The organism is Streptomyces sp. NPDC034049 (genome assembly GCF_055575575.1).
This window is the reverse complement of the sequence record NZ_JBVISJ010000009.1, coordinates 87,026-101,510: the sequence shown is the minus strand read 5'-3', so window position 1 is coordinate 101,510 and position 14,485 is coordinate 87,026. Positions and strand designations below refer to the sequence as shown.

11 protein-coding genes are annotated in these 14,485 nt (G+C 74.5%); 3 read left to right on the top strand and 8 right to left on the bottom strand.

Annotated elements, in window-relative coordinates; genetic code table 11:
• Positions 1-19: 19 nt before the first annotated feature.
• From ACZ52C_RS25415 to ACZ52C_RS25380, 8 genes are all read right to left on the bottom strand, one after another.
• Positions 20-1,711, bottom strand: coding sequence for a class I adenylate-forming enzyme family protein (locus ACZ52C_RS25415; protein ID WP_469076908.1), 1,692 nt, complete (start codon positions 1,709-1,711; stop codon positions 20-22).
• A complete protein-coding gene (locus ACZ52C_RS25410) occupies positions 1,708-3,519 on the bottom strand; it encodes a CoA transferase (protein WP_469076907.1) in 1,812 nt (603 codons plus the stop codon). Before ACZ52C_RS25410 ends, ACZ52C_RS25415 begins: the two co-directional genes overlap by 4 nt.
• The gene (locus ACZ52C_RS25405) at positions 3,516-4,337 is read right to left on the bottom strand and encodes a class I SAM-dependent methyltransferase (RefSeq protein ID WP_469076906.1); all 822 of its coding nucleotides are present in this window, start codon (positions 4,335-4,337) and stop codon (positions 3,516-3,518) included. Before ACZ52C_RS25405 ends, ACZ52C_RS25410 begins: the two co-directional genes overlap by 4 nt.
• Before the next feature lie 255 nt (positions 4,338-4,592).
• Positions 4,593-6,176 (bottom strand): class I adenylate-forming enzyme family protein, encoded by a 1,584-nt coding sequence (locus ACZ52C_RS25400; protein ID WP_469076905.1) that lies wholly within the window; start codon positions 6,174-6,176, stop codon positions 4,593-4,595.
• Positions 6,163-7,533 (bottom strand): FAD-dependent oxidoreductase, encoded by a 1,371-nt coding sequence (locus tag ACZ52C_RS25395; RefSeq protein ID WP_469076904.1) that lies wholly within the window; start codon positions 7,531-7,533, stop codon positions 6,163-6,165. The genes ACZ52C_RS25400 and ACZ52C_RS25395 overlap by 14 nt, the downstream gene beginning before the upstream one ends.
• Positions 7,530-8,504 carry a UbiA family prenyltransferase gene (locus ACZ52C_RS25390; protein ID WP_469076903.1) on the bottom strand — a complete coding sequence of 325 codons (975 nt, stop codon included), beginning with the start codon at positions 8,502-8,504 and terminating at the stop codon, positions 7,530-7,532. The genes ACZ52C_RS25395 and ACZ52C_RS25390 overlap by 4 nt, the downstream gene beginning before the upstream one ends.
• 114 nt (positions 8,505-8,618) lie before the next feature.
• Positions 8,619-9,761 (bottom strand): DegT/DnrJ/EryC1/StrS family aminotransferase, encoded by a 1,143-nt coding sequence (locus ACZ52C_RS25385; protein WP_469076902.1) that lies wholly within the window; start codon positions 9,759-9,761, stop codon positions 8,619-8,621.
• Positions 9,758-10,852 carry a DegT/DnrJ/EryC1/StrS family aminotransferase gene (locus ACZ52C_RS25380; protein ID WP_469076901.1) on the bottom strand — a complete coding sequence of 365 codons (1,095 nt, stop codon included), beginning with the start codon at positions 10,850-10,852 and terminating at the stop codon, positions 9,758-9,760. The genes ACZ52C_RS25385 and ACZ52C_RS25380 overlap by 4 nt, the downstream gene beginning before the upstream one ends.
• Positions 10,853-11,213: 361 nt before the next feature.
• Here ACZ52C_RS25380 and ACZ52C_RS25375 point away from each other — a divergent pair, with 361 nt between their 5' ends.
• From ACZ52C_RS25375 to ACZ52C_RS25365, 3 genes are read left to right on the top strand one after another with little or no spacing between them, the layout of a single operon-like run.
• A complete protein-coding gene (locus ACZ52C_RS25375) occupies positions 11,214-12,287 on the top strand; it encodes a Gfo/Idh/MocA family protein (RefSeq protein ID WP_469076900.1) in 1,074 nt (357 codons plus the stop codon).
• A 1-nt stretch (position 12,288) separates the two neighbouring features.
• A complete protein-coding gene (locus tag ACZ52C_RS25370; protein ID WP_469076899.1) occupies positions 12,289-13,194 on the top strand; it encodes a sugar phosphate isomerase/epimerase family protein in 906 nt (301 codons plus the stop codon).
• Positions 13,191-14,483, top strand: coding sequence for a M20/M25/M40 family metallo-hydrolase (locus ACZ52C_RS25365; RefSeq protein ID WP_469076898.1), 1,293 nt, complete (start codon positions 13,191-13,193; stop codon positions 14,481-14,483). The genes ACZ52C_RS25370 and ACZ52C_RS25365 overlap by 4 nt, the downstream gene beginning before the upstream one ends.
• Positions 14,484-14,485 lie beyond the last annotated feature (2 nt).

Sequence of the window (14,485 nt, the reverse complement as noted above, 5' to 3'; positions counted from 1 at the left end):
ATTCGCGAGCGCCCCGTGGTCATTCCCTGGCGGGGCCCCTGGTCGCTCGGGACATCAGGGTGCGGTAGCAGACCTTCCCGGTGGGGCCGAGGGGCATCTCGTTGAGGACCAGGAGACGTTCGGGGTGCTTCCGGCGGGCCAGGCCACGACCCCCCAAGTGGGTCGTGAGGTCGGACAGCGTGGGAACGGGTGTGCCCCGGGCCGGGCGGATGCAGGCGCACAGTCGTTCCCCCAGGTCCGGGTCGGGCACCGGGACGCAGACCGCCTCGGCCACCGCTGGATGAGTGCCCAGTTCACGTTCGACCTCGGCGAGGCTGATGTTGAGACCGCCGCGCACGGCGATGCGTCTGAGCCGACCCAGGACGTGCAGCCTTCCGTGCTCGTCCAGCCGACCGAGGTCGCCCGTGCGCACCCAGCCGTCGGGGGTGCGGTAACGGGTGTCCAGTTCAGGCGCGTTGACATAGCACAGCGGCGTCATGGGGCCCAGGGCCTCGATCTGACCGGTCCGCCCGGCGGGGAGCGGCGCGCCGTCGGGTCCGGTGATCCGGATGCGGGCCACCGCGGGGTCCGGGGTGCCCACGCTGTCGCCCGGCGGGTGGCTCTCTCCCGCTGTGTGGCAGTTCACCCCGTCCGAGGAACCGTAGACGGTGACCACTGGTCGGCCGAACCGTTCGCGGCATGCCCGGGCGGTGGCCGTCGGCAGGGTCGCGCCGCTGGAGACGACGGCACGCAACGACGATGTGTCCTCGTCCGGCGGCGCCGGGAGGTCGGTGATGCGCCGGAGCATGGTGGGCACCGCGAAGAGGTGGGTGGGACGATGCTCGGCGACCATCCGCAGCGCTCCGGCCGGGTCGAAGGCCGACCGCACGATGAGGGTGCCGCCGAGGGCGGCGAGGGTGACCGGTGTGCCCAGGGAACCGAAGGAGGAGGCCAGCGGGACGAGGACCAGGTGGCGGGGCGGCACCGTGGTGTCGGTGTGCAGGCTCCGGACGTACCGCGCACGACCGCCGGCCAGGGCGTGATGGCTGTAGGCGACCATCTTCGGCTCGGCTTCGGAACCGGACGACACCAGGATGCGGGCGGGGCCGTACGGGTCGGCCTGCCGCGGCCGCCAGGGACGACGGGCCGGGGTGGGCGGGGCGTGCAGACCGTGCGTCCGTCCGTCGCCCGGGCCAGGGACGAACACGGTGCGCAGGTGCGGAAGAGCCGCGACGGCCTGTGCCCGGCGGGCCGATGCGAGGACGGCGCCGCGGGCCCGCGAGCGGGCGAGCAGCGCACGGACGTCACGCTCGTCGCCGCCCGGGGGGATCGGGAGGGCCACCGAGCCGATCGCGTAGACGGCGAGTTCCGCGGCCACGGCGTCGCGTCCGTTGGGCAACAGGAGTGCCACCACGTCCCCGTCTCCCAGCTCCGCCTGGGCGAACAGGGCGGCGAGCCGGTGCACTTCGGCGTCCAGTGCCGCGTAGGAGAGCACCCCGACGTCGTCCACCAGCGCCTGGCGGTCCGGGTGTTCGCGGACCTGGGCGGTGAACAGTGCGTAGAGGTCGGTGTCCGGGCACAGGCCCGCCGCCACCCAGGCACGTCGTTGGGCGCGGGGCACCAGATCCGGGAAGTGCACTCCGGCGCGTGAGGTCCACACCGGCTGCCCGCCCGGGCTCGCGGGCGGGGCGGCGGTACGGTGCCGGGTCGCGGGGGCGGGGGCGGCTGTCATGCGAACTCCCAGGGCGCGTAGGGGCGTGCGTGGCCGGTGACCGGATCAGGGGGTGCGACGGCCGCCCGGAAGGCCGGGGCGCGGGCCAGAGCCGTCAGGTCGGTGAGTACGGGTGTCGCGGTCAGACCGGCCTCGGCCAGGCGTGCCGTCCACTCCTCGGTGGTGCGGCGGGCGAAGCGGGCCGCGAGGTCCTCGGCGGCTGTGGGGCCGGCGCGGTCCAGCAGGCGGAGCACCGCCTCGGGGCACGTCCGGGCCGCGGGACCGAGACACAGATGGCCGTCCGCGGTGCGCAGCGGCCGGTCCAGTGCCGTCCAGCGGGCCCGGTGGGCGGGACGGGGGACGAGAGCGGCCGCGGAGACCAGGGAGGAGTCGACCCGGCTGCCCCGGCCGGTCGCCTCCCGAGCGGCCAGCGCGGCCAGCACCCCCTGGGCGCACACCAGCCCGCCGAGCACGTCGGTGAGGGTCATCAGGGAGGGGGCCGGGGGCTGGTCGGCCGGCCGTACCGCCGCGGCCAGTCCGCTGTGCACCTGGGCGAGGTAGTCGGTGCCCAGGGGCGGCCGGTCGTCGAAGGCGTCCCCGAAGCCGGACGCCCAGGCGTACACCAGGGCGGGGTGGCCGGGCAGCAGGTCGGACGCGTCCAGACCGAGCCCGGCGGCTTTCCCGGGGGCCCAGTTGTGCAGGAAGACGTCGGCCTCGGCGGCCAGCGCGCGGACCGTGTCCCGGCCCTGCCCGGTGGTGAGGTCGGCCTCGACCACCGGCTTGCCCGCGTTGAGAGCCGAGAACCGGGCCGAGCAGTCTCCCGCCAGCGGAGGGAGCCAGCGCATCGGGTCGCCGCCGGGCGGTTCGATCCGGACCACCTCGGCACCGAGCATCCGCAGGACGTGCCCGGCGAGCGGGCCCTGCACCCTGCGGGTGGACTCCACCACCCGCAGGCCCGTCAGGGGCAGGACGGCGCCGGAGACCGGGACCGCCGGGCGTGGGCCGGGCACGGCGGTGTCCGGGTGTGTCCGGGCCTTGGGGACCGGTACCGGTCCCGGAGTGAGGCGCCAGGGGGCGGAGCGGACGGCGGGGGCCGGGTCGGAGCCGACCGTGAGGAGACTGACTCCGGCGTGGTGGGCGGCGGCCCGCAACTCCGCCGGCGTTCGGCGTCGGGCGGCCTGGCGCAGTTCGTCGGGCAGCGGGCAGACGGCGGTGGCGAACCGCTGCTGGAAGGGCAGCCAGCCGCGGCCGGCGAGCGCGGGGGCCACGCCGAGCCGGGCCCAGAACTTCCGCCACGCCAGGGGGTCGAGGGTCTCGACCTCCACGCGGGCGTCGTCAGCCGTCTCCAGGGTCGCCAGGCCACCTGCCTGAGGCACGTCGGAGGCGGCCGGCGGCGCACCCGGCTCGGGCGGACCGGAGTTGTCGCGGGCCGTCGCGGCGGCGAGGTACTGGCCGACCGCCAGCAGCGCCCCCTGCGCCACCGAGGTTCGCACCTCGTGCAGGTCCAGGCCGCGGACCCGCGCGACGCGGAGAGCGGTGGCGCCCTGGGCGGCGAGCACCCCCGCCACCACCGAGGCGTAGTCGACGGCCAGTGGGAGCGGCCCGCCGGTCGCCCGCCCGTGGACCTGCATGAGACCGCAGGCGGCCTGTACGGCGCGCTCGTCCGGCAGGTCGGCGTCGACCGGACCCGCCCAGTCGACGGTGTACCGCACCGTTTCCCGGCCTGGGCCGCGCGTCTCCGGCAGGTCCGGTGCGGCGTGCCGCAGCAGCCGGCCGGCGATCGTGGCGGCGACGACCGGCCGGGCCGGGGCGCGCAGGCGCGGTGTCACGGTCGCTCCCGGCCGGGCCGACGGCCCTGTACCGAGTACAGGACGCTGGAGGCGGCGCGGAAGGACGGGTCCCGCATCAGCCGTCCCACCCGGTCCAGGTCCTCCTGGGTCATGCCCTGTTCCGTCAGCCGGTTCCGAAGGTTGCGGGTGTGGTTCAACTGGAGTCCGAGGCCGGGATCCTGGGCGTGCCGCACGCCGATGTGGAGGTGGACGTCGACAGCGGTCAGCCCCGCCGCCCGCAGGGCAGCCGGGACTTTCCGCCCCCAGTGCGGATCGCCGCCGGCGGCACGCAGCGCGGCCGTCTTGGCCCGCAGGAACCGGACATAGAGCGCCTCCGCCTCCGCGTCCGGGGTCAGCAGCGGCGGCTCGTAGGAGGCGTCGATCTCGTCGATCTGCAACAGACCGCCGGGCTTGAGAGCACGTACCAGTTTGTGCAGGACGGCGTCGCGGGTGGGCACGTGCTGCAGGACCAGGCGGGCCACCACCAGGTCGTAGGCCGCCTCCGGAAGCGGGTCGCGGGCCACGTCGAGGATGGCGACCTCCAGGCCCGGGGCGGGTGCCAGGTCGCGGGCGTCGACGTCGGTGGCGAGCACCGAGCCGCCCGGTGCCACCCGGCCCGCCAGCCAGCGCGCGATGCTGCCGCCGCCGGCGCCGACCTCCAGGCAGTGCCAGCCCGGGCCGACACCGGCGGCGGCCAGGCGGGGCAGGGTCACCGGGTCGTAGGCGGCGGCCACGCAGCGGTGCTGGTCGCGGCTGTGCGCGGTGCCGTTGCCGAAGACCGCCTGGGTGCCCTCCCGGGCGGGAGCGGGTTGGGACACGGTGTTGATCCTCTCGTCAGAACGCGGCCCGGACGGGCCCGGCGTCGTCAGGTGCGGCCCGGACGGGGCCCGGCGGACGACACCGGCGGGTTCGATACCGCCGGCATGCGCCCGGTGAGCGGGTGCCTGCCCGGGCGGGAGCCGGTCGCTCCGGCGAGACCCCTCACCGGAGCGGCCCGGACAGCCGCCGCCGTTGGACAGCGGCCGCCGTCGAACAGCCCTCTGACAGCCCGGCCTCGTCGAACGGCGGCCCGGTCACGTCCACCGGCCGGTGCGGGCGGGTGCGGCGCCGGTGAGCTGCCGGACCAGGGCCGCGCGGCGGACCTTGCCGGTGCCGGTGCGGGGCACCTCGTCCCAGGTGAGAACGGCCGGGTCGCACAGCGCCGGCAGTCCGTGCGTGGCCTGTTTCCAGGCGTCCGGGTCCAGTCGGCCGTCGGCGGTGACCACGACGGGCAATGGATCGCCGTCCGGGGCGCCGAGGATCACGCATTCCAGGGCCTGCGGCAGTCGCTGCTCCAGTACGTCCTCGGTCCGCAGGCAGCTCATACCGGGCAGGGTGTCGGCGGCGCGGTCCAGGAGGCTGACGCTGCCGTCACGGTGGTGGACGCCCATGTCGCCCGTGGACCACCAGTCGCCCACGCGTTTGGCGTCCCAGCGACCCTGTTCGGCGACATAGCCCAGGGCGAGGGCGGGGGTGCGTACGAGGAGCAGGCCGGGACGGCCGCGCGGCACCGGGCGCAGCGTGTCCGGGTCCACCGCGCGCAGCCGGGTTCGGCCCGGCACGGGACGGCCGAGCCGGCGCGCCGTGGTCTCCGCGTCCGGTGCGAGCGCGGAGCGACGCGTATGGAAGCGGAAGGTCAGCGGTCCGGTCTCGGTCTGGCCCCAGCCCTGCATCCACAGCGGGCGGGCGCGGCGGCTGGCGGTCAGGTACGCGCGCAGGGCGGGCGGGTGCACGGCGTCGTAGGTGCTGATGTACAGGCGCACGTCCCGGAAGGGGTTGTCCAGCCGGGTGGTGAGCGGCCGCAGCCGGATGTAGGAGGCGGGCAGGGCCTCGACGACGGTGGGCGGGTGGGCCCGCAGGAGCGGGTCGGCGGTCTCCGGGTTGTCGCCGGTGAGGACCACGATCCCGGCGGGCGCGAGCGACACGACCACGGCCGTCCAGCAGAAGGTGCGTCCGTGTCCGTACGCGCTGGCGTTGGCCAGGACGTCGTCCGGGCGGATGCCGATGCCCGGGTAGCGAACCGCTTCGAAGCGGGCCAGCTTGTGCACGAGGGTCCGCGTGGAGTGGACCACCAGCTTGGGCACGCCGGTCGTCCCCGAGGTGTGATGGATGACCAGGGGTTCGTCGTCGTGGCGCCCTACCGGTTCGCAGGGGCGGGACGCGTCCAGCGCGGCCAGGTGGACCGCGCCGGGCGCGACGGAGTCGACGGTGACGAGGATCCGGGCCGGTTCGCCGGCGGCGGTGTCCCGGCAGCGGGCCAGCACCGCTGAGGTGGTGACCAGCGCGGCAGGCCGCAGCCGCTCCAGCAGGGTGACGAGGTCCGCGGTGTCGAGCCGGGCGGACAGCTGCGCGGGTACGGCGCCGAGGCGGACCACGGCGCAGGCGAGCAGGTCGTAGTCCCAGTGGTTGTCCTTCACGATCGCCACGCGGTCGCCGGGCCTGACCCCGGCGTCGGCGAGGCGGGCTGCGGTGGCGCGGACCAGGCCGGCGAGTTCGGTGACGGTCCACCGGGTGCCGGCCCGCGGGGCGATGTCGAAGGGCCGGTCCAGGTGGACCACGGTCCGGGCGCCGCCTGCCGCCGCGTCGTCGAACAGGGTGCCCATGTCATGCGGTCGCACGGATCTCCTCCGCTCGGTCGGGGCCGGCCGGAGTGTTCCGTCCGAGCCTGCTCAGGACGCGGGACGCGGACAGCGCGCCCGCCCGGACGGCGCCCTCGGAGGCGGGCCGCAGCATGAGCCAGTCGCCGGCGTACTCCACGGCGCGCGCCGGTCGGGACAGGAAGCCGGCACGTTCGCGCAGGGCCTGGGGTGTGGCCTCCGGCAGGCCGTGGCGGAAGGCGTGCACGAGACGGTGGCGGCAGGCGTCGCCGATGCCCGGGGCATAGCGTTCCGCCGCGCGGACGAGGAGGTCGGCGGCCTCCTCGGGAGGGGCGTCCAACAGCTCGGGGACCCGGCGCGGAGCAGCCACGAGGGTGACCAGGCCCCGGCCGGCCGGGGCCCGGCCGGGGTCCTTGGCGTGGTCGACGACGACGCCGGAGAGCACGTCCTCCTCGGCGGCCGGGGTGAGCAGGATGTGCACCGGCCGCCGGGCGGCTGGGGCGAGGGGGCGGTCCAGCAGGCAGCTGACCTTCAACATGGGTGTGAAGGTGCAGGAGGTGAGGAACGGCAGCTCGTCGGCGGGGGCGTCAGGGTGGAGCGCCACCGCTGCGGGTGCCGGTACGGCGAGCACGGCGGCCCGCGCGGTGACCTGCCCGTCGTCGAACCGCAGTACGGCGTGCCCGCCCGCGTCGGTGACCTCGCGCACGGTGCGGCCGGTGACGACATCGGTGTCGGCGGCGAGCCGGCGGGCCAGGAAGTCCATACCGTCGCGGTAGGTGCGCCAATGGGAAGGGGAACCGGCCTCCAGCAGCAGGCTGACCATGGGGGCGGCCGTCGACCGGGCGGTGTCCCAGCCGAAGAAGCAGCCGGCGACCGGCTGGAAGAGGTAGTCGTGCAGGTCGCGGTGGTAGCGGGCGGCCACCTCCCGCACGGTGGCGGCGCCCAGCGGACTGTGCTCGGGACGGTCGCCGTCGAATCCGGCGCGGTGGCGGCCGGTCCAGGCGGAGAAGACGGCCAGGTCGAGCCGCGCCCGGGCGGACAGGCCCGCTCCGGTGGCCACGGCCGTGCCCTCGCCGACGCCCAGGTGGGCGCGTCCGCCGCGCCAGACGGCGACCCCGCCGCCGACCCGGGGCACGTCCGCGGGAGTGACCCGCAGCCGGCGCAGAAGCTCCCAGGTCGCGCGGTAACCACGGGAGGGGACCTGCTCGGCGCCCGTGTCCACCGTCCAGCCCTCCTGGCGGATGCTGCGCATCCGGCCGCCGACGTCCGGCAGTTGCTCGTACACCCGGACGGCCAGCCCGGCGCGGCGCAGTTCGTGGGCGGCGGTCAGGCCGGCGATGCCCGCGCCGACGACGGCGACGTCGAGATCGGGCGTCATCGGGCGGCTCCCGTTCCGACGACGACGTTGGCGGCGGTCATCAGCACCACGCTCAGCCGGTGCACCGCGAAGCCCGTCCGGCGGGCGGTCATGATGTCGCCGCGGACGAACCCGGTCAGGTACTGACGGGCCCGCAGCGCGGTCGCCGGCAGCATCAGCAGCACGAACCACCAGGGGGCCGCCCCGGTGGCCGAGGCGACCGCGCCGATGAGGAACTCGGCGGCCGACAGGGCTCCGATGAAGACGGCGTTGCCCCGCGCCGAGACCAGGGCGGCCACGGTCGGACGGCCCACGGCCCGGTCGCCGGCCACGTCGTTGGTGTTGGAGTAGACGCCGAACATCAGCGGCCCGAACCCGAACAGCACCGCCTGCACCATCAGAAAACCGGAGAAGCCCCCCGTCACCAGGCCGTACGGAACGATCACCAGCACGGCGCCGAGGGCGACCAGGAACACCTCCTGGAAACCGTGGTAACTGATCTTCAGGCCGTACGAGTACTGCAGCGACACCGCGAACAGCGCGCCCGCCGTCACCAGCGCCCACAGCGGGTGGTGCGGCGCGAGCGCGGCGGCGCCCGCCCAGAGCACCGCCCCTGCCGCTGCGCAGGCCCAGGCGAAGCGCAGCGCCTGGGGCACCGTCAGTGCCCCGGCGACCAGGGGTTTGCGTGCCTTGTTGCGCAGCGGGTTGTCAGGGGCGTAGTTGGCGAGGTCGCTGCCGTCCCGGAACCCGGTGACGTCGTCCAGGGCGACCATCGCCATGAGGACCGCGACTTCGCCGGCCAGGAACATGGCCAGCACGAGTGCCTGCCGGGTGGTGAAGGCGCCGGCCGGGAACAGAGCGGCGGTCAGGGCGAGGAAGATGCCGAGGTAGTAGTCGTACACGTCCAGCTTGCCGAGCCGCGCGTACGTGCGCAGTCGGCTGTGGCCGTGGGCGGTCGCGGCGGGACGGCCGGCCGCGATGCTGTCCGTCATGGGTGACCTCTTGGGGGGTGTCTGCGTCCGAAGGGGGGTGCCGCTCGCCCGGGCAGCGGGATGGGCGAGGCGGGCGGTCGCGGGTCAGCGGTGTCCGAGGCGGGCGGTCGCGAGTCAGCGATGCTCGGTGGCGAAGGCGCACACGAGGTCGGCGACGTGCTGGACCTGTGCGTCGGTCAGCAGGTGATGCACCGGCAGGGCGAGATGGCTGCGGGCGGCCTGTTCGGCGCGCGGCCAGCGGGCACCGGGCGGCGCGTAGGGAGCGAAGGCACGGTGGGCGGGCAGGGGGTGCGGATAGTAGACGTGCGTGGCCACCCCCCGCTCGGCCAGGTGGGCGCAGAGAGCTTCCCGGTCCTCGGCGAGGACCGTGTACACGTAGAAGCACCGGCCGTCCGGGCCGGGCGGCGGCGGTGCCACACCACGGTCGGCCAGCGGCGTGAAGCGTTCGGTGTAGTACTTGGCGATCTCCGCCCGCCGCGCCAGCCGCGCCGGGAAACCGGGGTAGCGGTGCGTCTGGAAGGCGGCCTGGATCTCGTCGAAGCGGCTGTTGAGTCCGACGGCGTGGTGGACGAACCTCCGCCCGGCGTACTGGCCGTGGTTGCGCAGCATCCGCACCTTCTCGCCCAGCGCCGGGTCCCGGGTGACGACCACGCCGCCCTCGCCGGGCATGCCGCAGGTCTTGACCTGCACGAAGGAGTAGAGCCCCGCGTCGCCCCACAGGCCGGCCGGGATGCCCCGCAGCACGCCGCCCTGGGCGACCGCGGAGTCCTCCAGCAGGCGCAGTCCGTGCCGCCGGGCCAGTTCGGCGAAGCGTGGCATGTCGGCCATGACGGAGAACATGTGGGCCGGCATCACCGCCTTGGTCCTCTCGGTGACGAGCGGCTCCGCCTCGTCCGGGTCCATGGTCATGGTGTCCGGCCGGATGTCGGCGAAGACCGGTGTGGCCCCGACGTCGACCACCGAGGCGGCCAGGGGCGCGCAGCCGAACGCGGGCACGATCACCTCGTCACCGGAACCGACGTCCATGGCCCGCAGCACCAGCGAGAGCGCCGAGGTGCCGCTGGAGCAGGCGACCACGTCGGCGGCCCCCAGGTCCTCGCGCAGCAGGTCCTCGAAGGCGGCGGTGCGCCTGCCCAGGATGAACCGCTGCTCCGGGTCGAGGCCCACCTCGCGGACCAGCCCGATCAGTGCGGAGCGGTCGGCTTCGAAGAGGGCCGGAGGGAAGAACGGGACGGCGGGAGGGAGCGTTGCGGTCATACGGTCGCCCTCGTTCCGGCGAGGAAGGAGCGGACGGTGTCGCAGACGCGGTCCAGGTCGTCGGACCGGAGATCGGGGTGGAGGGGCAGGGCGACGGCGTGCCGGGCCGCCGCCTCGGCGTGGGGGAACTCGCCCTGCCGGTGGCCCAGGTGCGCGAGGGCGGGCTGGTGGGGCAGCGCCACCGGGTAGTAGACCTCGGTGCCGATGCCGTGCCGGTCGAGGTGGTCGACGAGGGCGTCCCGGTGCTCGGTCTCGATCAGGTAGACGTAGTACACGTCGCGGTCGTCCGGTTTCCCGGCGGTGGTCCGCGGCAGGCGGACGATCCCCGGCGCGTCCCGCAGACGGGCGGTGTACGCGTCCGCCAGTTCGGCCCGGCGGGCGATGTGCTCCTCCAGGAGGGGCAGCTTGGCGAGCAGGACGGCCGCCTGGATGTCGTCCATCTTGCTGTTCGCGCCGGGCAGGGCGCTCTCGGTGGAGATGGCCGGGAAGTTGTTGAGTGTGCGGCCCGTCCTGCCGTGGTGGCGCAGCGCCGCGACGGTGGCCGCCACCTCCGGGTCGTCGGTGAGCACGGCTCCCGCGTCGCCGAGCGCGCCGAGCGTCTTGGACGGGAAGAAGGACAGGACGCCGCCGACCCCGTGCAGGCCCGCGTGCACTCCGTGCCGGCGCATGCCGATCGCCTCGGCGCTGTCCTCGACGACTGTCAGGCCGTGCTGCCGGGCGACGGCGGTGACGGCCGCCATGTCGGCCATCGTGTGGAACAGGTGCACCGGCATCACGAACCGGCTGTGCGGAGTGACGGCCGCCTCCAGGGCCACGGGGTCCATCGCGTACGTGTCCGGGTCGATGTCGACGAACTGCGGTGTCCCGCCTGCCAGTACGACGGCCGAGGCGGTGGCGAAGAACGAGTACGCCGGCACCAGGACACCGTCGCCGGGGCGGACTCCGCAGGCGCGCAGCAGCAGCACCAGCGCGTCGGTGCCGCTGTTGACGCCGATCACATGCCGGGCGCCGGTGTAGTCCGCGAGCGCCGCCTCGAGTTGCCCGACCTGTTTTCCGTGGGAGAACTTGCCGCTGTGAAAAACCTCGTCCAACGCCTTTTCGACGGAGGGCCACAGCCGTTCGAAAGTCGCAGCCTGAGAGAAGAAGGGGATTCGATCGTCCGTTACCGGCGTAGTCGGTAATGCGCCCACGGCGCGCGCCGAAATCTGTCCACTGGAAGGCAATCTCTCACCCTGTCTCCGTCGTTCCTGTGGAATGCCCACGCTAATCGGACTTCAGGTCGACGGAGAAAGGAAAGGATCGTCTTCACACGTTCTGGGGAATGATGTTCCGGACGTCTTGACCGTTTCCGCACGGGGCCACAACAGTGGTGCGGCGCACCGGAGTTGTGCGCGGCGCAGCGAATTGCGCGCGCCCGTTTTCCTTACCCGTTCTCTCTCAGGAGGCCCTGTGATGCAGCCCCTCGTGGTCGGGCTCGGCCGGTCCGGATCAGGACTGCATCTGAACACGCTCGTCCGTCTGGCCCGGCGGACCGCGGCCACGGGAGATCCGCTCGTCGCCCTGCCGGCGGTCGGTTGCGACCCGCGCGCCGGCGGTCTGCGGCCCCTGGGCGTGCCCGGAGAGGTCACGGCCGTCACCACGCTGGAACAGGCCCTGCGGTACGTGGACCCCGCCGCCGCGGTGGTCCACGTGTGCACACCGCCCCGGCTGCGCTACGACCTCCTCGCGGAACTGGCCGGACACGGCTTCCGCCGGATGATCGTGGAGAAACCCCTCGCCGCGTCCGCGGACGAACTCGACGCCCTCATCCGGCTCCGTCAGGAGGCCGGGCTCGATCTCGTGGCCGTCGCCCACTGGACCACCTCCCGGCTCGCCGACCGATTGCGCCGGCTGGTGGGCGGCGGACGACTCGGCTCCCTGCTCCGTATCACCGTCGACCAGCACAAGCCCCGTTTCCTGCGGTCCCTGGCGACCGACGGGCATCCGTCCGCCCTGGACGTGGAGATCCCCCACTCCCTGGCGCTCGCGCTCGATCTGGCCGGTCCGGCCGAACTCCGCGCCGCGCGCTGCTGGGACCTGCGCTGCGAGGACCGCAACCTTCCCCGCCTGGGCGGTGCGCATGTCGAACTGGAGCACCGTTCGGGAGTGGTGACGCTGTTACGCTCCGACCTCGGCGCACCCGTTCGGCAACGCAGCGTCGTCTGCGAGTTCGAGGGCGGGACAGCCACGGCCCACTTCCCGCTCAGCGAGGACGACGACCACGCGCAGTTGGTCATCGCTCCCTTCGACCCCGGTACGGCGGCCCCGCCGGCCGGTGTCCTCGACGCGGACGGGGTGCCCGGGATCGGACACCACGTCTTCCGGGACGACGCCCTGACCGGCTTCCTGGACGGCGTCTACCGCGGCTTCGCCTCCGGCACGGCAGGCGTCGGGAACTTCCCGCTCGCCTGCGCGGCCGCCCGGCTGCTGTGCGCGGCCCGGGAGCACTGCGCCGTCACCCCGCGCGCCCGCGCCGGGAGCCGCTGACATGTCCCGGCACAGCGCCGCCGGACCTCGCGTCCTGGGATTCGGGCCGCTCACCGGCATCGGCGACGAGGCGGCGCCCGGCACCGACGGGCAACTGGCCGCCCTGCGACGCCTGGGCTGGAACGCCATCGAACTGCGCACCGTCGACGGCACGGCCCTCGCCGACCTCTCCGCGGCCGTCTTCGGCACGCTGGCCCGGCGGCTTGCGGAGGCCGGCGTCACCGTGGCCGCCGTCGCCTCCCGGATCGGCAACTGGTCCCGTCCCATCACCGGCGGCCTCGGCCAGGACCTGGCGGAACTCGACGTCCTGGCCGAGCGTTGCGCCACCCTCGGCTGCCGTCTGGTGCGGATCATGTCGTACCCCAACGACGGTCTGACGGAGACCGAGTGGGCCGACCGCGTCCTGGCCCGCACGGCCGTCCTGGCGGACCGCGCCGAGCGCGCGGGCCTGGTGCTGGTGCACGAGAACTGCGCGGGCTGGGCCGGGGACCGGGCCGACCGCGCGCTACGACTGCTGCGCGCCGTGGAGAGCCCGGCCCTGCGGCTGCTGTTCGACACCGGCAACGGCGTCCCGTACGGCTACCGCGCCCCGGACATGCTCCGTGACCTCGCCCCGTACGTCGCCCACGTCCACATCAAGGACGCCGTCCTCACCCCGGACGGCGGCACCGCCTACACCCTGCCCGGCGAGGGTGAGGCCGGGGTGGTGGAATGCCTGGAGCTACTGGCCGCCCACGGCTACACCGGAGCGCTGTCCCTCGAACCCCATCTCGCGGTTCGCCCCCACGAGGGGCTGGCCCGGGCGGGTGAGGACGCCGCCGACCTGTTCGTACGGGCCGGACAGGCGCTGGCCGGGCTGCTGGGCGCCGGAGAGCCGGTCGCCGGCCCGCTGGACGGCTCGGCGTGAGCGGCCTGTTCACCGACCGGCACCGGGAGCTGCTGCTGGACCTGCTGCGCCTGCCGAGCGTCAACCCCCTGGAGGCCGGCCCGGACGATCCGCCGTCCCGGCTCCCCGAGATCCTCCAGCGGTACGCGACGGCCGCCGCCGAAGCGGGGTTTCGCACCGTCCGCCTCGCCAGTCCGCCCGCCGCCTGCCTGGACCGTCCGGGCGTGCCGTCCACGGTCCGCGCCGCTGCCCGCGATCCGCGCTTCCTCGTGGACCAGCCCAGTCTGCTGCTGCGGCTGGGCCCCGAGCGTTCCCGTGCGCACACCGTGATGTTCAACGTCCACCTGGACACCGTCGCCGGACACACCCCGCCCGCCTTCGACGGCGTGCGATTCACCGGCCGGGGCGCGGTCGACGCCAAGGGACCCGCCGTGGCCCTCCTCGCCGGGCTGTGGGCCGCCGCGTCCCACCCCGCCGTCGGACGGGACGTCACCGTCCTGCTCCAGGCCGTCGCCGGGGAGGAGGGCGGCGCCCTGGGCACCTACGGAACCCGTCCGCTGCTGGAGGCCGGGCACCACGGCCGGCTCAACGTGTTCTGCGAACCGACCGGACTGCGCGCGCTGCCCCGGGCCACCTCCGCGATGACCGCGCGGATCACCGTCGCGGGCGAGGACGCGGTGGACGACCACCCGGACGCCGGACACAACGCCACCGTGCTGCTGGGATTCCTGGCACAGCACCTCGCCGCCCGCCTGGACGGGGCCGTACCCGGTACGCGGGTGTGCCTCGCCGGACTGCACACCGGCCGCACGCACAACCGCGTCCACGGCACCGGCACCCTGCTGATGAATCTGTCGTACCGCCGCACCGCCGACGGCGACCGCCTGAAGACAGAGGTCACCCGGCACGTCGCCGACGGCCTGCACCGCTTCACCGAACTCTTCGCCACCGGCCGGGAGTTCGCCCGCACGGCGCGGGATGCGGCACTGATCACCCGGCTCGGCTGGGACAAGCAGGGCCTGCCCGCGCTGGACGACGCCGACCCGTGGGCCGAGGAACTCCTGGTGCGCGCGGGAGCCCGGCCGGCGGCCGGCGACCCCGGCTTCACCTGCGACGCCATCTGGGCGGCCGGCCTGGACGACGCCTTCACCACCGTGCTCGGGCCCGGCTGTCTCGCCGCCAACCGCGCCCACGCGCCCGGTGAGTTCGTCGACCTCGCCGACCTGGAGGAGTTCGCCGGCGTGGTCCGCCGGCTCGTCATGTTCTTCGCCGAAGCCGTGCCGGCGGTGTCAGTGCAGCGGCCTCCGTAGAG